Annotated in this window: 16 protein-coding genes; 3 read left to right on the forward strand and 13 right to left on the reverse strand. The window is 67.5% G+C overall.

Annotated elements, in window-relative coordinates; translation table 11 throughout:
* The first annotated feature begins 107 nt into the window (after nucleotides 1–107).
* Together WT53_RS31040 and WT53_RS31045 are read left to right on the forward strand one after the other, a co-directional pair.
* A complete protein-coding gene (locus WT53_RS31040; RefSeq protein WP_034209102.1) occupies nucleotides 108–1,694 on the forward strand; it encodes a methyl-accepting chemotaxis protein in 1,587 nt (528 codons plus the stop codon).
* Nucleotides 1,695–1,883: 189 nt separating this feature from the next.
* A complete protein-coding gene (locus WT53_RS31045) occupies nucleotides 1,884–3,845 on the forward strand; it encodes a phosphatase PAP2 family protein (protein WP_034209101.1) in 1,962 nt (653 codons plus the stop codon).
* Here WT53_RS31045 and WT53_RS31050 read toward each other — a convergent pair.
* Genes WT53_RS31050 through WT53_RS31090 form a run of 9 tightly spaced genes read right to left on the reverse strand, consistent with a single transcriptional unit; the run spans nucleotide 3,826 to nucleotide 13,424 of the window.
* On the reverse strand, nucleotides 3,826–4,122 hold the full coding sequence (locus tag WT53_RS31050) for a hypothetical protein (RefSeq protein WP_052100406.1): 297 nt from the start codon (nucleotides 4,120–4,122) through the stop codon (nucleotides 3,826–3,828). The genes WT53_RS31045 and WT53_RS31050 overlap by 20 nt on opposite strands.
* Before the next feature lie 55 nt (nucleotides 4,123–4,177).
* On the reverse strand, nucleotides 4,178–5,701 hold the full coding sequence (locus WT53_RS31055; protein ID WP_060262663.1) for a UxaA family hydrolase: 1,524 nt from the start codon (nucleotides 5,699–5,701) through the stop codon (nucleotides 4,178–4,180).
* Complete coding sequence (locus WT53_RS31060; RefSeq protein WP_034209099.1) at nucleotides 5,698–6,876, reverse strand: D-mannonate oxidoreductase; 1,179 nt, start codon at nucleotides 6,874–6,876, stop codon at nucleotides 5,698–5,700. Before WT53_RS31060 ends, WT53_RS31055 begins: the two co-directional genes overlap by 4 nt.
* Before the next feature lie 31 nt (nucleotides 6,877–6,907).
* A complete protein-coding gene (locus tag WT53_RS31065; protein ID WP_034209098.1) occupies nucleotides 6,908–7,918 on the reverse strand; it encodes a zinc-binding alcohol dehydrogenase family protein in 1,011 nt (336 codons plus the stop codon).
* A gap of 22 nt (nucleotides 7,919–7,940) precedes the next feature.
* A complete protein-coding gene (locus WT53_RS31070) occupies nucleotides 7,941–8,816 on the reverse strand; it encodes an amidohydrolase (RefSeq protein WP_034209097.1) in 876 nt (291 codons plus the stop codon).
* Complete coding sequence (locus WT53_RS31075; protein WP_034209096.1) at nucleotides 8,813–9,829, reverse strand: aldo/keto reductase; 1,017 nt, start codon at nucleotides 9,827–9,829, stop codon at nucleotides 8,813–8,815. The genes WT53_RS31070 and WT53_RS31075 overlap by 4 nt, the downstream gene beginning before the upstream one ends.
* Nucleotides 9,830–9,865: 36 nt before the next feature.
* Nucleotides 9,866–10,813, reverse strand: coding sequence for an ABC transporter substrate-binding protein (locus WT53_RS31080; protein ID WP_060262665.1), 948 nt, complete (start codon nucleotides 10,811–10,813; stop codon nucleotides 9,866–9,868).
* Nucleotides 10,814–10,855: 42 nt separating this feature from the next.
* A complete protein-coding gene (locus WT53_RS31085; RefSeq protein ID WP_034209094.1) occupies nucleotides 10,856–11,887 on the reverse strand; it encodes an ABC transporter permease in 1,032 nt (343 codons plus the stop codon).
* Entirely contained in the window at nucleotides 11,880–13,424 is a 1,545-nt protein-coding gene (locus WT53_RS31090; protein ID WP_034209093.1) for a sugar ABC transporter ATP-binding protein, read from the reverse strand. The genes WT53_RS31085 and WT53_RS31090 overlap by 8 nt, the downstream gene beginning before the upstream one ends.
* 233 nt (nucleotides 13,425–13,657) lie before the next feature.
* Here WT53_RS31090 and WT53_RS31095 point away from each other — a divergent pair, with 233 nt between their 5' ends.
* On the forward strand, nucleotides 13,658–14,359 hold the full coding sequence (locus WT53_RS31095; protein WP_034209092.1) for a FadR/GntR family transcriptional regulator: 702 nt from the start codon (nucleotides 13,658–13,660) through the stop codon (nucleotides 14,357–14,359).
* Nucleotides 14,360–14,426: 67 nt separating this feature from the next.
* Here WT53_RS31095 and WT53_RS31100 read toward each other — a convergent pair whose 3' ends face one another.
* The 4 genes from WT53_RS31100 to WT53_RS31115 all read right to left on the reverse strand — a co-directional run bounded on the left by WT53_RS31100 (nucleotide 14,427) and on the right by WT53_RS31115 (nucleotide 20,009).
* Nucleotides 14,427–17,081, reverse strand: coding sequence for a glycoside hydrolase family 3 N-terminal domain-containing protein (locus WT53_RS31100; RefSeq protein ID WP_230624956.1), 2,655 nt, complete (start codon nucleotides 17,079–17,081; stop codon nucleotides 14,427–14,429).
* Entirely contained in the window at nucleotides 17,002–18,168 is a 1,167-nt protein-coding gene (locus WT53_RS31105) for an ABC transporter ATP-binding protein (RefSeq protein WP_034209090.1), read from the reverse strand. Before WT53_RS31105 ends, WT53_RS31100 begins: the two co-directional genes overlap by 80 nt.
* A 72-nt stretch (nucleotides 18,169–18,240) precedes the next feature.
* Entirely contained in the window at nucleotides 18,241–19,086 is an 846-nt protein-coding gene (locus tag WT53_RS31110; RefSeq protein ID WP_052100404.1) for a carbohydrate ABC transporter permease, read from the reverse strand.
* A gap of 2 nt (nucleotides 19,087–19,088) precedes the next feature.
* Nucleotides 19,089–20,009 (reverse strand): carbohydrate ABC transporter permease, encoded by a 921-nt coding sequence (locus WT53_RS31115; protein WP_230624955.1) that lies wholly within the window; start codon nucleotides 20,007–20,009, stop codon nucleotides 19,089–19,091.

The raw sequence follows: 20,009 nt of genomic DNA on the forward strand, positions 1-20,009 counted from the left end.
AGGTCGGTTACGCGCAAACGATTGCCCCGGCGCAGCGGTCCTAAATTGTTCATTCACCATTCCGATAATAAGGAAAGCTATTTGATACTCACGACCGGAATTTCCCCATGAGCGATCGACGGTTAACGGTTCGCACGAAGCTGATCATCGCTTTCGGACTGCTGACGTGCACGGTTGTGCTCGTCTCCCTCCTCGGCATCGTATCGCTCGGCAACGCGAACGCGGCATTCGAGCATTACGTCAACGGCACCAACGCCCGCGCAACGCTGGCGGACAAGGTTCGCGTCGCGGTCGACCGGCGCGCGATCGCCGCCCGCAACCAGGTCCTGGCGACTGGGCCACGCGACGCGGACATCGAGAAGGAGGCGGCACTGCAGGCCGACCGCGACGTCAGTGCGCTGTTGGGCGAGCTGACGAACGCGGTCCGCGAAGGAAGCGGCGCGTCCGACAAATCGCGCGAACTGGTTCGGCAAATCGCGGCGGTCGAGGCGCAGTACGGCCCCGTGGCGCGCGCCATCGTCGATGCGGCGGCCAACAACCGGCGCGATCAGGCGATCGCGATGATCAACGAACAGTGCCGCCCGCTGCTGGCCCAACTCGTCGCGGCCACCGACGCGTATGCGACGTACACGCGCTCGCGGGCCGCCCAACTCGTGACGGAATCGAACGACCGCTATACCTCGCGACGACTGATGCTGATCGCCCTCTGCATCGCCGCGGCGGCGGCAGCGGCAATCTCGGGCGTCTTCATCACCCGCGGCCTGCTGCGCGCGCTGGGCACGGAGCCCGCCGCGCTCAGCGAGATCGCCGGCCATATCGCCGCCGGCAACCTCGGCGCCGAATCCACGACCGGCGCCGCGCCGCCCGGCAGCGTCCTGGCGTCCATGCGCGACATGCAGGCGAACCTGATCCGCCTGATCTCGGAAGTGCGTACCGCATCGGGCAACGTCGCGACAGGCGCCGGCGAAATCGCGTCCGGCAACCAGGACCTGTCCTCCCGCACCGAGCAGCAGGCCGCATCGTTGCAGGAAACCGCGTCGAGCATGGAGCAACTGACATCCACCGTGCGCCTGAACGCCGACAATGCGCAGCAGGCGAGCGGCCTGGCCAACAACGCATCCGAGGTCGCCCAGCGCGGCAGCGCGGCGGTCGGCCTGATGGTCGACACGATGACGGACATCAGCACGAGCTCCACCAGGATCGCCGAGATCACCGGCATCATCGAAGGGATCGCGTTCCAGACCAACATTCTCGCGCTCAACGCAGCCGTGGAAGCCGCCCGCGCCGGCGAGCAGGGTCGCGGCTTCGCGGTGGTTGCCAGCGAAGTCAGGAGTCTTGCGCAGCGTTCGTCGAGCGCCGCGAAGGAAATTCGCGCGCTGATCTCGCAATCGGTCCGGAAAATCCAGGACGGCTCGCATATCGCGAACAATGCGGGCGAGACGATGAGCGAGGTCACGCATGCGATCTCGCGCGTGACCGACATCATGGGCGAGATCGCCGCGGCGTCGAGCGAGCAGAGCCGCGGCATCGAGCAGGTCAATCTGGCCATCACGCAAATGGACGAAGTCACGCAGCAGAATGCGGCACTCGTCGAGCAGGCCGCCGCCGCATCGAAGTCGCTCGAGGAACAGGGCAGCCGGCTTGCCGAGGCCGTATCGCTGTTCCGGCTCGACGTGCGTGCGGCCGGCGCGTAGGCCGGCGTCCGTCGCCCTGTCTCGGTGACGGGTGCACGCGTTCGCGCCGCCGTCACGTTAAGCATCGGAAATTAACCAGATAGTGGGAATTTGGTGCGTATCGACGACGACGCGAAACAATTCCGTAACGGCCGCGTAACGATCGCTCCCCACAATCCTCCATCTTCGACCATCAGGATGGAGTCTTGCATGTTTGCGTCACGAAGCCGTTTCCCGCTGCACGTCGCGGCATTGTCGAGTGCGATCGTACTGGCTGCCTGCGGCGGCGGCGACGACGTCACGTCGACCGGCACGATCGCCGCGGCCGTGCCCGCGCCGCCCGCCGCCCCCGGCTTCGTCGACAGCGCGCCGATCCCGAGCGCGCCCGCTTTCGTCGACAACGTCGCGACCAACCAGCGCGGCGATGCGCGCTATGCGACGCTGTCGACCAACGCCGCGGTGCGCGTGTTGAGCCGTTTCCTCGATCTCTGGCAACCGTCGACGATGCTGGTCGACGCGGGCGTGTCCGCGCCGGCGAACGGCGCGTTCCCGGCCGTCTCGCCGTCGACCTGCTCCGGTCTGCCGAACAGCGGCGTGCCGTGCGGCACGATCCTGAACGATGCGGTGCTGTCGGCCAACGTGCAGTACGTGATCGACGCGACGACCGCGCGCACGCCGCAACAGGCCGATGCCGCGTACTACGACGACCGGCGCGGCAAGGGCTACAGCGTGACCGACGGCATGGGCCCGCTCACCGCCGCGTGGCGCACCGCGGCCCAGCAGACGACCAGCATCACCAGCGTGCCCGCCGATGCGACGACCGTGCTGTACAACGACGCCGGCAACAACGTCGGCGTCGGCAGCAGCGGCGGCAACGCCGGCTTCGGCAAGGTCGTCGACCTGCTCAACGAAATGGGCAACAACGCGTCGACCGAGCCTTCGAAGCGCTTCTTCAAATACGCGCGTCCGTACCGCTGGAGCACGAGCGTGATCGTCGCGCCAACGCTCGTGCCGGCCGAAAGCACGACGCCCGCGACCGACGGCGGCTTCATCAGCGGCCACACGGCCGAGGCGGTGCGCGATGCGACGACGATGGCGTGGCTCGTGCCGGAACGCTTCCAGGAAATGATCAGCCGCGGCCTCGAGCTCGGCGAGAACCGGATTCTGGCCGGCATGCATTCGCCGCTCGACGTGATCGGCGGCCGCATGCTCGCGCTGGCCGTCAGCGCGGCGAACCTGAGCGCGTACGCCGGCGACGCGCAGGCCGCCTACACGCAAGCCCATCAGACGCTGCAGCAACTGACGGGAACGAACGCCACGACGTTCTCCGCATTCGCGCATTCCGGCACGCCGGCCACCGACCGGTTCGCCGACTACACGGCGAACCGCGCCGCGTTCCTGCGCCGCATGACGTTCGGCTTCGGCGCGCTCGAATCGACGAACGCACCGCCGGTCGTGCCGAAGGGCGCGGAGATTCTGCTGCAGACGCGCTTTCCGTACCTGAGCGCCGACCAGCGGCGCGTCGTGCTGAAAACGACCGAGCTGCCGTCCGGCTATCCGGTCATGGACGACGCGGAAGGCTGGGGTCGTCTGAACCTGTTCGCCGCGGCCGACGGCTACGGCGCGTTCAACGGCAACGTGATCGTGTCGATGGATGCGTCGCAGGGCGGCTTCAATGCCGCCGATCTGTGGCGCAACGACGTCGCGGGCGCCGGCAAGCTGACGCTGCAAGGCAGCGGCACGCTGACGCTGGCGGGCAACAACGGCTATACGGGCGGCACGCAGGTGAATGGCGGCACGCTGGCGGCCGCGTCGACGACGGCGTTCGGCAAAGGCGACGTGTACGTCGGCCCCGGCGGCAGCGTGCGCATCGCGGCCGCCGCGCCGGTGACGATCGCCGCCCGCTACACGCAGCTCGACAATACGACGCTCGAACTCGACATCGACGGCAACGGCGGCGGACGGCTGCGCGTGGGCGGCCCGCTCACCATCGCGGGCGGCACGCTGCACGTGAAATTCGTGAACGGCTACGCGCCGAAGGCCGGCGACACCATCGCGCTGATCGACGGCGCGGCGGCGGCCGCGAAGTTCGCGACGGTGACGGTCGACGGCTTCAAGGCCACGCCGGTCTACACGGCGACGGGCGTGTCGATCACGCTGTCGGCGGCGTAGCCGGCGGCGAAGATCGCGCCTGCAACGGCGCCGCCCACGGGCAAGACCGCGTACCGAAGCGCCGTTGCAGTTCGATGATCGTCGGCAGGTTGAAATCGTGAACATCCGGCGCGGCGGCGCCCTGCCGCCGGCTGACCTCGACACAGAGTTCCAGCGCCCGCGCGCGCGTCTCGGCGAGCAGCCGCAGCGCCTCATCGAGCAACCCCTTCTCCAGTTCCGACAGCGAGCCGCCGTGGCCGGGTTCGCCGATCCCCGGCTCGCTCATGCGGGTTTCCATCGCGGCTTCTCCTTCGCTGTCCGATTGCGCACGCGGTCGCACCTCGCCTTTCGCGTCACATGACCGCGCCGCGCAGCCACGGCACGAACTCGCGTTCGCCGATGCCGTTGTCCTCGCTGCAAGAGCGTCGTCCGGAGGCGACGTCGAGCATCAGCCGAAACAGCCGCGCGCCCGCTTCGTCGACCGTGAGCGAACCGGCGACGATCCCGCCGCTGTCGAAATCCATGTCCGATCGCATCCGCTCGAACAGGCCGGTCGTCGTCGCGATCTTGATCGTCGGCACCGGCTTCGACCCGAACACCGAACCGCGGCCCGTCGTGAAGCACACGAGATTCGCGCCGCCGGCGATCTGCCCGGTGGCCGACACCGGGTCGTACCCGGGCGTATCCATGAACACGAGCCCGGCTTGCCGCACCGGCTCCGCGTAATCGTAGACCGCGCGCAACGGCGAGCGCCCGCCCTTCGACACCGCGCCGAGCGACTTCTCGAGAATCGTCGTGATGCCGCCGGCGAGATTGCCGGGCGACGGGTTGTTGTTCATTTCGCCGCCGTGATCGGCGACGTAGCGCTCCCACCACTGCAACCTGCCGCGCAGACGCTCGGCCACATCGCGCGAGGCCGCCCGCGCGATCAGCAGATGCTCGGCGCCGTAGATCTCGGGCGTCTCGGACAGAATCGCGGTGCCGCCGTTGCGGACCAGCAGATCGACGGCCGCGCCGAGCGCCGGGTTCGCCGTGATGCCCGAGTAGCCGTCGGACCCGCCGCATTGCAGGCCGACCGTCAGCCGCGCGGCCGGCACCGCGCTGCGGCGCGCGCCGTCGGCCACCTCCACCAATTCGCGCACGATCGACACACCGCGGGCCACGGTGTCGCGCACCCCGCCCTCGTCCTGGATGACCAGCGTGCGCACGGTGCCCGGCGCGGCCGCATCGAGCCGTTGCGCGAGCGCCCCGACCTGGTTGACCTCGCAGCCGAGGCCGACGAGCAGCACGCCGGCGAAGTTCGGGTTGCGTGCATAGCCGACGAGCGTGCGTCGCAGCAGTTCGATGCCGTCCCCGGTTGCCGACATGCCGCAGCCGCTCTGATGGGTGATCGCGACGACGCCGTCGACGTGACCGAACGCATCGAGCGCGCCGTGCCGGTATGCATCGGCGATCGCATGACAGACGCTCGCCGAACAGTTGACGCTCGCGATCACGCCGACGTAGTTGCGGGTTCCGACGCTGCCGTCGGGCCGCACGAATCCGTCGAAGGTATCGGCGCGATCCGCCGGAACCTCGTGCACGTCGCCGGCACGCGCGTCGTCATGCGCATGCCGCTTGGGCATCCCGACGTTGTGCGCGTGCACGTGCTCGCCCACGGCGATGTCGCACAGCGCGATGCCGATCGGCTGCCCGCATTTGACGATCGCGTCGCCGCGCGCGATCGGCGCCGTGGCGACCTTGTGGCCGGCCGGCACCGCGGCCGCCGGCCGCAACGGCGCGCCACGCACGTCGATCGGCACGTCCGGCGTCAGTGCGTCGAGTGCGACGGCGACGTTGTCGTCGCCGTGAAGGATCACGATTGCCGGTTGCTTCACGATGCATGTCTCCCTGTCGTTGCGCCGGCCGCCGGATCGCCGGCCGCCGGGTCATGGCGGGCGACGAGTTGCCGCAACCGGGGTTGTTCGGCCGGCAGCGCCAGCGAATCCGCGAGCGCGAGCAACGGCTCGATCCGCCGCGCCACCTTCTCGCGATGATTGACCGCGATATCGGCGATGCGATGCGCGAGAAACGGATTGAGAAAGCGCTCGCGCACGCTGTCGACGTACCGTTGCGCCGTGTCGCGCAAGCCCAGCTCGACGAATACCGGCGCGACTTCATCGCGCCACACCGCCTCGAGGCCGTCGCGCAGCCGCGCATCGTTCATCGCGTCCAGCACCGTCTCCGATGCATCGCGCCCCGCCGCGAGCCACTGCTCCGCGAGCCAGCTGTGCCCGAGATTGAGGAAGAACAGCTTCAGGCGCTCGTGGCTGCGCAAATCGTCGGTGACGACGATCTGCGCGTGCCGGCACGGCAGCGCCATGCCGGCGCGCCGTTCGATCGCCCACAGCGCATAGGGCTCCGCGATCGCGCCGACCGGATGCAGCGGCTCGGACACGATGCGGTCGACGAGCGAATTGACCCACACGCAGCGGTTGGACAGATAGTCTTCGAACGCGTCGGACAGCCGCCACCGGCGCGCGAGATCCAGCACGATGTCGCGCAGCGTGTCGCCGTTGTTCGTCACCAGTTCGCAAGGCAGGACGGAGATGCCGTCGTCGGGCCGCACCCGCCAGCGCGCATGCAGCAGCGCGAGCAGCTTCGCCGGAAAGCCGCGCGGGGTTTGCTCCGGCCGGTCGAGCACGTCCGCGGCGTCGCGCGGATCGGCGCGATAGCCTGCATCGCCGGTGTTCGACACGATCGCGCGCACCGTTTCGATCGCGGCACGGCGTATCTCCGCCCAGTCGCGCTCGGCGTCCCACGCGCGCTGCACGGCGCGGCATTCGACGACTTCGTCGACGATGCCGCCGCGATCGCGCCCGCGAATCCGCACCGGATAACGACCGGTGGCGCGCAGCGCGTCGATGCGGGCGCGGCTCGCCGGATTGCCGGTCGTCTGCACGATGCCGATGCCGCCCATCGCGTTGCCGTCGTCCAGCGCCTGGGAGACGAACAGGTCGACGTGCGCCAGCAGGAAGCGGCTCGTGCCGAACTGCAGGATCGGCGGCGTCATCGCGTGCGCTCCGCGTGCCGGATTCGGTCGCTCAGCATTCGACGAGCGCCTTCACGACGGTCTGCCCCGCTTCCAGCAGACGCGGAAACGCGTCCGGCACCTCTTCGAGCCGCATCCGGTGCGTGTTCAGCGCGCGGTCCGGAATGCGCCCCGCGCGCATCGCGTCGAGCACCGTCGCGAAATCCTCGGCCGTCGCATTGCGGCTCGCGAGCAGCGTGGTTTCCCGCTTGTGGAATTCGGGATCCGAAAACGCGACGTGCCCGCGCACGATCGAGATCAACGTGTATTTGCCGCCGTGCGCGACGAATTCGAAGCCGCGATTCATCGCATCGAGGTTGCCCGTCGCGTCGAACACCGCATCGAAATACTCGCCGTTCGTCAACGACGCGAGACGCGCCGCGTCGTCCGCCCCCACCTCCACCGCCGCATCGACCGCCAGGTGCTGGCGGCAAAACGCCAGCCGGTCGGCCCGCGTGTCGAGGCATGTGACGTCGGCGCCGCGCAGCTTCGCGAACATCATCGCGGCCATGCCGATCGGCCCGGCGCCGACGACCAGCGCCCGCTGCCCGGCCCGGACGTCGGCCCGCCGCACCGCATGCGCGCCGATCGCGAGAAATTCCAGCATCGCTGCCTGGTCGAGCGAAATGCCGTCGGCCTTGTGGACGAACTGCGCGGGGACGCTGAGGTATTCGGCGAGCGCGCCGTCGCGATGCACGCCGAGCACCTTGATGTTCACGCAGCAGTTCGTGTTGCCGTGACGGCATGCGACGCAGTGTCCGCACGACAGGTACGGCATCACGTACACCGCATCGCCGGCGCCGAGCCCCGACTCGGGTTCCGCCTCCACGACGACCGCGGAAAGCTCGTGCCCCATCACGCGCGGATAGTCGAGGTACGGCTGGTTGCCGGTGAAGATATGCAGATCGGTGCCGCAGATGCCGACGCGCTGCACGCGCAACAGCACTTCGCCGCTGCCGCGCACGGGCAGCTCGCGCTGCTGTACGCGCAGCACGCCGGGGGATTCGCAAATCACGCTGAGCATGTCGGGTTCCTTTCGTGATGGTTCATTCTTCGTGGCGTGCGGTGTCGATCCGGTAAAAGCGGCGTGCGTTGCCGCCGAAGAGGTCGGCCAGTGCGGCAGCGCCGAGCAACCGCGCGCAGTCGTCCTCGCACGCGGCCAGCCATTCGCCGTAGCCGCCGCACGCCGACGCCAGCCGCAACACCGGCCAGTCGCTGCCCCACATCAGGCGCGTCGGCCCGAACAGCTCGGCCAGCGCATCGACGTACGGCCGCGTGCGCACTCGCACGACATCCGGGCCGGCTGATGGCCCGGCCTCCGTCCACAGGCCGGACAGCTTGCAATGCAGCTTCGGCAGGCTCGCGAGCCTGCGCATCGCCGACAGCCACGGCTGCAGCACGCCGCGCTCGACGAACGGCTTCGCGCCGTGGTCGATCACGATCGGCAGATCCGGATGGCGCCGCGCGAATGCATGTAGCGCATCGAGATGGCGCGGCATCACCAGCGCATCGAAACCGAGCCGATGCTCGAGCATCGCGGCGACCGCGCGATCCAGTCGCGGATCGTCGATCCACGCGTCGTCGGGCAGATCCTGCAGCATCGGTCGCAAGCCGCGCGCCTTCGGCGCGGAGGCGAACGCCGCGATCCGCGCCGGCGCGTCGTCGGCCTTCATGTCGACCCAGCCGACCACGGCGCCGACGCTCGGCGTGGCGGCCGCCAGATCGAGCAGAAAGCGCGTGTCGGCTTCGCTCGGCAGCGATTGCACGAGGACGGTGGTGTCGATGCGCGCGGCATCGAGCAGCGGCGCCAGATCGGCGGGACCGAAATCCCGGTGAATCGCGTCGAGTTCGGCCGGCGGCCAGCAGCCGGCCCGCGCGCCGATTCGCCAGTAGTGCTGATGAGCGTCGATGCGCGCGGTCATGCGCGTGCTCCCGGAACCGGCGCGTGCGCGTCGATCAGACCTTCGTCGCGCAGTGCATCCCATAGTTCGGCCGGCGCAGGGCGCTCGAACCATGCGATGTTCTGCTTCAGCTGAGCGACGCTGCGCGCGCCGACCACGCACGACACGACGGCCGAATGGCCGAACGGAAACTGCAGCGCAGCGGCGGGAAGCGGCACGTCGAAGCGGTTGCACAGCGCGCCGAGCCGCATGGCCTTGTCGATCACGTCGGCGCTCGCGTCCGCATAGTTGAACTTGCCGTTGCCGGCGAGCAGGCCGGAGTTGAACACGCCGCCGATCACGACGCCCGTCCCTTCACGGGCGCATGCGTCGAGCAGCGGTTCGAGCGCCGTCTGTTCGAGCAGCGTGTAGCGGCCGGCCAGCAGCACGGCGTCGAGCGCCGCTTCGTTCAGCGCATCGGCCGCGACTTCCCATTCGTTCACGCCGAGACCGAACCCGCCGATCTCGCCGCCCGAGCGCAGCGCGTCGAGCGCGCGAAGCCCGCCGCCGCGAGTCAACTGTTCCCAATAGTGCGCATGACGATCGCCGTGCGTCATCGCGCCGATATCGTGCACGTACAGCATGTCGACGCGCGCGAGCCCGAGCCGTTGCCGGCTGTCGTCGTGCGAGCGCATGATCCCGTCGTAGCTGTAGTCGTAGACCGGCCGGAACGGCAACGGCTCGGCCCAGCCGTCGTCGCCCGGCCGCACGCTCGCGTCGGCGCGCATCAGCCGCCCGACCTTCGTGCTGAGCGTGAAGGCGCCGCGCTCGCGCGAGGCGAGCGCCGCCCCCACGCGCCGCTCGGACAGCGTGTAGCCGTAATACGGCGCGGTGTCGAAGTAGCGCAGGCCGGCCGTCCACGCGGCGTCGACGAGCGCGGCGGCATCGACGGCCGACATCGGACGATAAAGGCCGCCCAGTTGCGAGCAGCCGAGGCCGAGGGCCGACATCGTCATCCCGCTGCGCGGCAAGCTGCGTGTGTCGTTTGCGTTCATGAGTCGTGACTCGAAACGGGAAAGCGGCACGGCCGGTCAGTACAGGACATTCTTCGCCGCCTGCGAATCGAGGTTCTGCTTGTCGACCATCACGACGCCGGTATCGATCAGCTTCGGCGCGGGCCTGCGCGCGATGACGTCGAGCGCCGTGCGCACGCCCTGGTTCCCCATCTGCCAGGAGCCCTGCACGGCGATCGCCTGCACGGTGCCGTCGCGCACGAAGCCCTGCAGGTCCTCGTTGCCGTCGAACCCGATCGCCACCACCTTGCCCGCCTTGCCCGACTGTTTCAGCGCGCGGCCCATCCCGACCGCGGTCGGCTCGTTCGCGCCGAAGATGCCCTTCAGGTCCGGGTTCGCCGACAGCACGTCGGTCGTCTGGTTCAGCGCGGTCGCCATTTGCGATTGCGAGTAGTACGGACCGACGATCTGCAGCTTCGAATGGCTCTCGATATATTTGCGGAACCCGCCGACGCGGCTGACCTCGGAGCCCGCACCCGGCACGTACGACATGATCGCGATCTTGCCGGATTGCCCGACGCGGTCGATCAGCGCCTTCGCGCACAGCGCGCCCGCCTTCTCGTTGTCGGTCGACAGGAATGCCTGGTAATACGGCTTGCCGGCGTCCGCGATGGCCGAGTCGATCAGCACGACGGGAATGTGCGCTTCCCACGCCTTCTTGATCGCGGGGACGAGCGCATCGGGGTCGGACGGCGCGAGCACGATGCCCGCCACATGGCGCGTGACCGCGTTGTCGACCATGTTGACCTGTCCGCTGATGTCCGACTCGGCCGCCGGCCCCTGGAACGTCATCGTGTAGCCCTTGGCCCCGTCGAGCGCCGCCTTCGCGCCTTTCTGCACGTTCTGCCAATAATTTGAATTGACCGTCTTGACGATCACGGCGATCTCGCCGCCCGCCGCCTGCGCGCCGCCGCTGCACACCGCGAACACGCATGCCGATGCCGCCAGCAGGATGAATTTGTTCATGTCTCGCTCCGCTTCTCGTTGGTAGGGACTGCTTGCTGCCGGTCAGGGCCGGCGATTGCGCAACTGGTCGATCCACACCGTGCCCAGAATCACGACGCCGATGATGATCTGCTGGATGAAGCTCGACACGCCGTTCATGTTCAGGCCGTTGCGCAGCACGCCGATCACGAACGCGCCGATCGCCGTGCCGGAAATCGTGCCGACGCCGCCCATCAGCGACGTGCCGCCGATCACCGAGCTGGCGATCGCGTCGAGCTCGTACATCACGCCCTCGTTCGGCTGCCCGGTGACGAGCCGCGACATCAGCACGCAGCCGGTCACGCCGGCGAGCGCGCCGGACAGCACGTAAGTGAACAGCTTCACGCCCTGCACGTTCACGCCCGACAGCCGGGCCGCCTCCGCGTTCGACCCGACCGCGTAGATATGACGGCCGAGCGACGTTCTCGACAGCAGGACGGACACCACGACGAACAGCACGACCATGATCACGACCGGATACGGAATGCCGGGAAAGGTCGTGTCGGGGAACCCGTCCGCGCCGATGCGCGAGATCCGCAACAGCGCGCCGTTGCCGAGCGCGCCGAACGCGTCGCCGAGATCCGATACCGGCCGCGCGCCGGTGATCTGCAGCGCGATGCCGCGCGCGACCAGCATCATGCCGAGCGTCGCGATGAACGGCGGCAGCCCCATCTGCGTCACGCAGATGCCGTTGACGAGCCCGCACAGCGCGCCGACCAGGATGCCGGCCGCCATCGCGGCGGGTACCGGCACGCCGGCCTTGACCAGCAGCGCCGCGCACACGCCGGCCAGCGCGAGCACCGAGCCGACCGACAGGTCGATGCCGCCCGTGATGATCACGCAGGTGGCGGCCGCGCCCAGATAGGCGATCGACGTAACCTGCAGGCCGACCGTCATCAGGTTGTCGACCGAGAAGAACGCCGCGCTCGAGATCGAGAACGCGAACACGAGCACGACGAGACTGCCCAGGGCCGCGAACTTCTGGATCAGGTCGCGTCGCCGCTGTCGCGCCGCCCGTTCGTCGGCCTGGCTTCGATCGGATGTCATTTCAAGCATGGGAACGCCCCGACGCGTAGTGCATGATCTCCTCCTGACTGGTGTGTTTCGTCTCGAGCAATGCGGTCATTCGACCTTCGTGAAAAACGGCGATCCGGTCGGTCATGCCGAGCAGCTCCGGCAGTTCCGAACTGATCAGCACCACGCCGACGCCGTCGGCGGCGAGCCGGTCCATCAGCCCGTAGATCGCGAATTTCGCGCCGACGTCGATGCCGCGCGTCGGCTCGTCGAAGAACAGGATCTTCGAACCGCGATAAAGCCATTTGCCGATGACGACCTTCTGCTGGTTGCCGCCGGACAGGTTGCGCACGCGCTGGTGCACGGACGGCGTGCGAATCGCGAGGTCCTGCACGTAGCGGCGCGCCACGTCCAGTTCGTCGTCGAAGCGCAGGAACCCGAGACGCGACGCGATGCCGCGCACGTTCGCGAGCGTGAGATTCGCCGCGACGGGCATCGACAGCGCGAGCCCCTCCGTCTTGCGGTCCTCCGACAGATACGCGATGCCGTGCCGGATCGCCTCGCGCGGCGAGCGGATCGTCACGGGCCGGCCGTGCAGCGCGATCGTGCCGCCGTCGGGACGGTCCGCCCCGAAGATCGCGCGCGCGATCTCGGTGCGCCCGGCGCCCATCAATCCCGCGAAGCCCAGGATCTCGCCGCGGCGCAACGCGAACGACACCGGCCCGAACACGCCGTCGCGGCGCAGGTCCCGCACGTCGAGCAGCACGTCGTCCGTCGGCGCCGACTGCCGCGACGGATAGGCGTCGTCGAGCGAGCGTCCGACCATGCGCGCGACGATGTCGTCGATGCTCACGTCGGCGAAATCGTCCGTCGAGATATGGCGCCCGTCGCGCAACACCGTCACGCGATCGACGATCTGCGCCATTTCGTCGAGCCGGTGCGAGATATACAGAATCGCCACGCCGTCTGCGCGCAGCTCCTCGATGATGCGAAAGAGCTGCACCGTTTCCGCTTCCGTCAGCGACGACGTCGGCTCGTCCATGATCAGCACGCGCGCATCGAGCGACAGCGCCTTCGCGATCTCGACCATTTGCTGCTGCGCGATCGACAGCACGCCGACCTTCGTCGTCGGCGCAACGTTCAGGCCGATTCGCGCGATGCAGCGCGCCGCATCCGCATTCATGCGCCGCGTATCGACGAACGGCCCGCGCCGCGGCTCGCGTGCGAGGAACAGGTTCTCCGCCACGCTCAGGTGCGGGACGAGATTGAGCTCCTGGTGAATGATCGCGATGCCGGCCGCCTGCGCTTCGGAAGCCGAACGAAATCGCACCGGCGCGCCGCGATAGCGAACGACGCCCTCGTCGGGCAGGTACTGGCCGCTGATGATCTTCATCAGCGTGGATTTGCCCGCGCCGTTTTCGCCGCACACCGCATGCACTTCGCCGCGGCGCAGGTCGAGGCGAATGCCGTCGAGCGCCAGCACGCCCGGAAAGCGCTTGCGAATCCCTTCCAGGCACAGGATCTCCCGGTCCGTTTCGTCCGGCGCGGCCTGACCGGGCAGATTGCGGGGCAATGCCATTGCGTCTCCTTGGAGTGGATCGACCTCGGCACCGTCTGGTCAGTCCAATTTAGACGAATTACAGCAATCAAACCAATTTTGGTCAAGCCAATTTAGCTATTCACATCTGATCTTACCAATAGTGAAAACCCGCACATCCGGATGAACGGGCCGCCACAACGGGCGAAACGACGCGCGTGATAGACTCCGCGACACGCGCTTGCGCCGAAAGCGCATTGATCCCACTGCATCGGATGAAATCGACAGAACCCAAGCGGCTTTACCAATCGGTCGCGGCCCAGATCGTCGCGTTGATTCGCCAGGGCGAATTCGCGATCGGCGAGCGGCTGCCGCCGGAACGCGAGCTGGCACTGACGCTCGGCGTCTCGCGCCCGTCGCTTCGCGAGGCGCTGATCGCACTGGAAATCGGCGGCCAGATCGAGATCCGGATGGGCTCCGGCGTGTATGTGCGCGACACGGCGGCCGATGCCGTCGGCCCGATGGCCACGCTCGGCGACAGCCCGTCGGAATTGATGCAGGCCCGCGCGGCCGTCGAAGGCAGCGTGGCCGCATTGGCCGCCGCGCGGATGACGGCCGCGATGCTCGAGCGCCTGCGCCGCACCGTTCAGCGCATGAAGCGGCTCGCGGAGGCCGGCAAATCGCCAGTCGAAGCCGACCGGCAGTTCCACATGCTGATCGCGGAAGCCGCCGGCAATTCGGTGCTCACCCGCTTCGTCGGCGAGCTGTTCGACAGCCGCCACGACCCGATCGCGACGGCCATGCGCGGCCACGCGGAGAATCCTCAGACCTGGACCGCCGCCGTGCGCGAGCACGAGGACGTGCTCCTCGCACTGCAAGCCGGCGACCCGATCGCCGCGCAGACGGCGATCCGCGCGCATCTTCGTGCGTCGGAAGCGCGGTGGATCGAAGGCGGGCTGAAAGCCGATCCGGATTGAGCGGCGCGGGCGCGGACATGCGTGGGCATCGCAACGCACCGGCCCTCGGCGCTTCTGTCACCGAGACTCAGCCCGCAGCGACCGGATTGCCTGCCGTGACCTCGCAGACCATGCGCCAGTGGCGATCGAGCGTCCGCGCGGTTTCACCGACCACGGTCGCACAACCGGCCAGATGGATGTCGCGACTGGAACTGCCCACCATGATGTCGAACTCGCCTGGCTCCACGATCCGCTCGCCCCGTTCGTCGGTGAAATTGAGCATATCGACGGGCAGCCGGACGTTCACCGTTCTGCGCGCACCGACAGGCACGAACACGCGCTGGAAGCCCTTGAGTTCCCGTACCGGTCGCACGACCGACGCCACGCGATCGCGCACGTAGATCTGGACGACTTCCGTACCGTCGCGCGGCCCGACGTTCTCGACCTCGAACGAGAATTCGAAGACACCGTCGGAAATGCTTGCCCTTTGAGCGATCCAGTCGAGCGCGCCATAGCGGAATTGGGTGTAGCTCAGGCCGAAGCCGAACGGATAACGCGAGCCGAAATGATAGGCAATCGGCGTGCCGGCGCTTTTCAGCTTGTGGTTGTACACGTAGGGCACCGCGCCCGCGCTTTTCGGAATCGACAACGGCAATCTGCCGCTGAAGTCGGCCGCGCCGGAAATCAGCTTCACGAGCGCGTCGGCGCCGCCCTGGCCCGGCGCGAACGCGACGATATGCGCGGCCACGGCGTCTTCCAGGCCGCCCAGGTTGTACGGACGCCCGCCGGTCTGCACGACGACCGTCCGCGTACCGCTCGCGACGACCGCGTCCAGCAGTGCCTGCTGGACGCCGGGCAAGTCGAGGCTGTCCGTATCCGATCCCTCGCCGACGGTTCCCGACTGAAACAGCCCGGCCAGATCGCCGACGAAGACGATCGCGACATCCGCGGATTCCGCCACCCGCACGGCCTCGGCGATCTGGTCGGTTTCGCGGCTGACGGGTGCCTGCCGGTCTTCGTCGATCGCGCGCGCCATGTCGACATCCCCCGGGAATACCGGCGTTCCCGCGCGGCGCTCGCGAAGAATCTCGCAACCCTTCGCGTAAAGCACCCGCTCGCCTCCGAAACGCTCCCTGAACGCCTGCAACGGCGTCTTCACCGGCGAACGCGCATCCTCGCCGGTCGTGATCAGATGCACCGGGAAGCTGTATCCGGCAAGCAGCGCGAGCGGATCGTCGGCCGTCGGCCCGATGATCGCCACGCGCGACGCACCGTCGGCTCCGATCGGCAACACGGCAGCGTTCTTCAACAGGACGATCGATTCGAGTGCGGCCCGATCCGCCACGGCCGCCGCATCGGCGCCGTTCACGTCGACACCGTCCGGATCCGCGTACGGATGCTCGAACAGCCCCAGACGGAATTTCTCGGTCAGCACGCGCGACACGGCCGCATCGATCACCCGCATCTCGATGTCGCCGCGCTCGATCGCCGCCTTCAGATGCAGCGCGCATTCGTGTCCCGGCAGTTCGACGTCGAGACCCGCATTGAACGCCAGCGCCGCGGCCCCCGCTTCGTCACGCGCGACGCCATGGTGCGTGAACAGCAGGTTGACGCCTGCATAGTCGGCAACGACCAACCCGTCGAATCCCCATTTTCCGCGCAGCGTTCCATCGATCAGCGTCGGATCCGCATGACACGGGATACCGTCGATGTCGTGGTAAGCCGGCATCACGGAGCCCGCATTGGTCAACTTGACCGCCATTTCGAAGGGCAGCAGGAAGACATCGTTGAATTCGCGCGGGCCGACATGGACGGGCGCGTGGTTGCGCCCGCCTTCGCTCGCCGAGTGCCCTGCGAAGTGCTTGAGCGTCGCCAGCAAGTCGCGGCGCTCGCCCTGCAGGCCGTCGACGTAACGACAGGCCAGCACGCCGACCAGATACGGATCCTCGCCGAGCGTCTCTTCGGTGCGCCCCCAGCGTGGATCGCGCGATACGTCGAGCACCGGTGCGAGCCCCTGATGGCAGCCGATCGATCGCGCCTGCCGGCCGATTTCCCGTGCCACGGCTTCGACCAGCTCCGGGTTCCACGTCGCGGCGTAGTTGAGCGGCGCTGGAAACAGGGTTGCGCCTTCGATCATCAGGCCGACGAGACACTCCTCGTGAGACATGACGGGAATACCCAGGCGCGTGTCCTCGATCATCCTGCGCTGCAGCGCGTTCAATGCGCGCACCCCTTCGCGGGCCTCGACCGAGTGCGTACCCAGCGGGCGCGTGATCTGTCCGAGGCCATGCTTCAGAAGTTCGTCGACGGTAATCCCCGTCTGGCGCTGAGCGAAGTCGGCCAGCCTCCATGCATGGTTGCCGTCCGACGACAACCTCAGCCAACCGGCATGCAACTGTGCGATTTTTTCATCCAGGTTCATGCGGGCGAGCAGATCGGCCACGCGCGCGGGAATGGGCGCGTCGGGGTTGCGGTACAGCGCCGGTTGTTCTTCGATATCGATTGACATAAGGAATCCCAAATAAATGGCTGGATGGACGAATGGGTCAGCTACCCGTTTCAGTGCCCGACGCGAGCGGCGACATACACCGCGCCCGTCCGGTCGAATTCGATCCCGGGGCGATCGACGCGCATCGGCGAAGCCGACCGGGTATGCCGTGCGATCAAGCCGATCGCAGCGCGTAATCCTGTTGCCGTGCCGCGGCGAGGCGCGGCAATGCCATGCCGTCGGCATCGAAGACATGGCAGGCATCGGGCGAAACATGAAGCGCGACGGCCCGGCCGCGCCCGATGCCGACATCGCCGGCGAGCTTCGCGATCACGCCGGCGTCACGGCCCTCGCCAACGGTCGCGTGCAGATACGTAAACTCGCCGAAACGCTCGACCAGCCCGGTCGTCGCGTTGACGGCCTGACTGCGCGCGTCGCCTGCGGCAATGACGAAGTGCTCGGGCCGAACGCCCAGCGTGACGTCGGCGCCCACCTGCACGCCGCGTGCGTCGACCGCGGCCTGAATCAGCGCTCCCCCACGCAGGCTGAGCGAAAGCCCGCCTGAATCCGCCGCGACGATACGCCCCGGCAGGAAATTCATCCGCGGCGAGCCGATGAAACCCGCAACGAACCGGCTTCTCGGGCGGTGGTAAAGATCCAGCGGCGCTCCGACCTGGGCCACGCTGCCGTGGCGTTCCATGTCGGCGCCGGCGTGCAGCAGCACGATCTTGTCCGCGAGCGCCATCGCTTCGGTCTGGTCGTGCGTGACGTAAATCGCGCTCGCCCGGTCGAACTCGCGGTGCAGGCGCGCAATCTCCGTTCGCGTCTGCACCCGCAGCGCGGCGTCGAGATTCGACAGCGGCTCGTCGAACAGGAATACGCCCGGCTCTCGCACGATTGCCCGTCCGATCGCGACGCGCTGGCGTTGCCCGCCCGACAGCGCCGCCGGCCGCCGCTCGAGGAACTTCTCCAGTTGCAGCGACGCCGCGGCCTGTCTGACCTTGCGGTCGATCGTCGCGGCGTCGATCTTCGCCTGCCGCAAGCCGAAAGCCATGTTTTCGTAGACGGTCATGTGCGGATACAGCGCATAGTTCTGGAACACCATTGCCACGCGCCGCTTCGACGGATGCAAATCGTTGACGAGCGCACCGTCGATTCGCAGTTCGCCGGCCGTGATGGTTTCCAGACCGGCGATCATCCGCAGCAGCGTCGATTTTCCGCATCCGGATGGACCTAGGAACACGCAAAACTCGTTGGCGCCGATCTCGAGATCGACATCTCGAATGATCGGGGGATTCCCGGGGTACGCCTTCTGGACATGCTTGAGACTGATGCTGGCCATGATTCGCTTGACTGAATGAGTAAGTGGATCCCGGCGTCCCGCGATGCGTGCCGGGCTGCGGTCGAGCGGTCGCTATCCCTTCAGCGATCCGGCCATCATTCCCTTGATGATCCGTTCCTGCCCGAACGCGTAGGCGACGATCAACGGAAGCGAGGTGAGCGTGACGACGGACAGCATCGCGGGAATGTTCGATGCGTACTGCCCCTGGAAATCCCACAGCGCGAGCGGCAGCGTGCGGTGTTCCGGCGTGGAGGTCAGCACGTACGCAAAGATGAACTCGTTCCAGAGGGCGATCGCGTTGTAGATGGCCACCGTCGCCAGGCCGGGCATCGACAGCGGAAAGTAGATCCGCCAGAAAATCTTGAGCGGCCCGCATCCATCGAGACAGGCGGCCTCCTCGAGTTCGCGCGGGATCTGCTTCATGAACTCGGTGAGAATGAAAATCGAGATCGGCAGGCTGAACGCGACGTACGGGCCGACGAGCGCCAGCGACGTGTCGTACAGGCCGATGTTGCGGATCATCAGATAGATCGGCACCAGCGTCGCGTGAAGCGGCACGATCATCGATGCGACGACGAGTCCGAACAACGTCTTGTTGAAGCGGAACTGCATGCGAGCGAACGCGTAGGCGGCCATCGCGCTGAGCAGCACGACGACGATCACCGACAGGCCGACCACGAACAGACTGTTGCGCAGATACATGAAGAACGCGCCATGCAGCACGTCCAGATAGTTCGACAGGTCGAGCCGGGACGGCAGCGCCCACACCGAAGCCGAATAGGTTTCTTCCTGCGACTTGAGACTGGTGACGACCACGAACAGGAACGGCAGCGTGGTCACCGCGAGCCAGATGAGCGCCAGCAGGAAGATCGCGGGATGCCGTCGGCTGGCCGCCTGCCGGGCTGAACGAGCGAACATGGTCAGACCTTCTGTGAGTAGCGCTGCGTGGCGCGCAACGCGGCCGCCGCGACCAGCGCCACGATGATGAACATCGCCGAAGCGATCGTGCTGCCGTAGCCGAGCTGGAATGAACTGAACACGCGACGGTACATGTAGGTGGCCATCAGCTCGGACGAATTCTCCGGCCCGCCGCCGGTCATCACGAAAATCAGATCGAAGTAGCGCAGCGACCCCAGTACCGCGAGGAGTGCGGCGGTCCGTACCGTGCCTTGCAGATGCGGCAGCTTGATGCGCCAGAAGATGGTCGATTCCGACGCGCCGTCGAGCCGCGCGGCCTCGCCCAGTTCCGCCGGAAAGGACGACAGCCCGGCGAGAAACAGGATCATGTAGAAAGGGATGTTCTGCCAGCAGATCACCGCGATCGTCGCAGCGAGCGAGAAGCGCGGATCGCCGAGCCAGTCCTGCGCCAGCGCGTGCAGGCCGAGCGCGTGCAACCCGGCGTTCAGCGGACCGAAGTTCGGATCGTAGACGTTCTTGAACAGCACGCCGATCGCGACGCTGGACATCAGCAGCGGCAGGAAATACAGGATCTTCAGCAGCCGCGAGCCTTTGCCGGCCTTGTCGAGCAGCACCGCGAGCAGCAGCGCGACGGGCAACTGGATCACCACGGAGAACACGGCGAGCAGCAAATTGTTGCCGAGCGCCTTCCAGAACACGTCGTCCTGAGCCAGATGCAGCCAGTTGGCGACACCGACGAAACGCGCGTCGCTACCGAGCCCGTTCCAGTCGACCAGCGACAACCGGAAACTGTCGACCAATGGATAGAGCAGGAAAACGGCCAACAGCAGGACCGACGGCGCCAGCAACAGCGCCGCGGTCAACCGGTGCGGCGACATGCGGTGCGCTTTCGCGCGCGTCGCGATCATCGCTGTATCCACCAT

Source organism: Burkholderia sp. MSMB2157WGS, assembly GCF_001532755.1.
Taxonomy (GTDB): domain Bacteria; phylum Pseudomonadota; class Gammaproteobacteria; order Burkholderiales; family Burkholderiaceae; genus Burkholderia.

Bases quoted from the DNA above. Each gene is read 5' to 3' on its own strand.
- WT53_RS31040 (WP_034209102.1), top strand. From the start codon at position 108: ATGAGCGATCGACGGTTAACGGTTCGCACGAAGCTGATCATCGCTTTC.
- WT53_RS31095 (WP_034209092.1), top strand. From the start codon at position 13,658: ATGAAATCGACAGAACCCAAGCGGCTTTACCAATCGGTCGCGGCCCAG.
- WT53_RS31075 (WP_034209096.1), bottom strand. From the start codon at position 9,829: ATGAACGCAAACGACACACGCAGCTTGCCGCGCAGCGGGATGACGATG.
- WT53_RS31045 (WP_034209101.1), top strand. From the start codon at position 1,884: ATGTTTGCGTCACGAAGCCGTTTCCCGCTGCACGTCGCGGCATTGTCG.
- WT53_RS31080 (WP_060262665.1), bottom strand. From the start codon at position 10,813: ATGAACAAATTCATCCTGCTGGCGGCATCGGCATGCGTGTTCGCGGTG.
- WT53_RS31110 (WP_052100404.1), bottom strand. From the start codon at position 19,086: ATGTTCGCTCGTTCAGCCCGGCAGGCGGCCAGCCGACGGCATCCCGCG.
- WT53_RS31115 (WP_230624955.1), bottom strand. From the start codon at position 20,009: ATGGTGGATACAGCGATGATCGCGACGCGCGCGAAAGCGCACCGCATG.
- WT53_RS31070 (WP_034209097.1), bottom strand. From the start codon at position 8,816: ATGACCGCGCGCATCGACGCTCATCAGCACTACTGGCGAATCGGCGCG.
- WT53_RS31050 (WP_052100406.1), bottom strand. From the start codon at position 4,122: ATGGAAACCCGCATGAGCGAGCCGGGGATCGGCGAACCCGGCCACGGC.
- WT53_RS31105 (WP_034209090.1), bottom strand. From the start codon at position 18,168: ATGGCCAGCATCAGTCTCAAGCATGTCCAGAAGGCGTACCCCGGGAAT.
- WT53_RS31090 (WP_034209093.1), bottom strand. From the start codon at position 13,424: ATGGCATTGCCCCGCAATCTGCCCGGTCAGGCCGCGCCGGACGAAACG.
- WT53_RS31060 (WP_034209099.1), bottom strand. From the start codon at position 6,876: ATGACGCCGCCGATCCTGCAGTTCGGCACGAGCCGCTTCCTGCTGGCG.
- WT53_RS31085 (WP_034209094.1), bottom strand. From the start codon at position 11,887: ATGCTTGAAATGACATCCGATCGAAGCCAGGCCGACGAACGGGCGGCG.
- WT53_RS31065 (WP_034209098.1), bottom strand. From the start codon at position 7,918: ATGCTCAGCGTGATTTGCGAATCCCCCGGCGTGCTGCGCGTACAGCAG.
- WT53_RS31100 (WP_230624956.1), bottom strand. From the start codon at position 17,081: ATGTCTTCGATGCCGACGGCATGGCATTGCCGCGCCTCGCCGCGGCAC.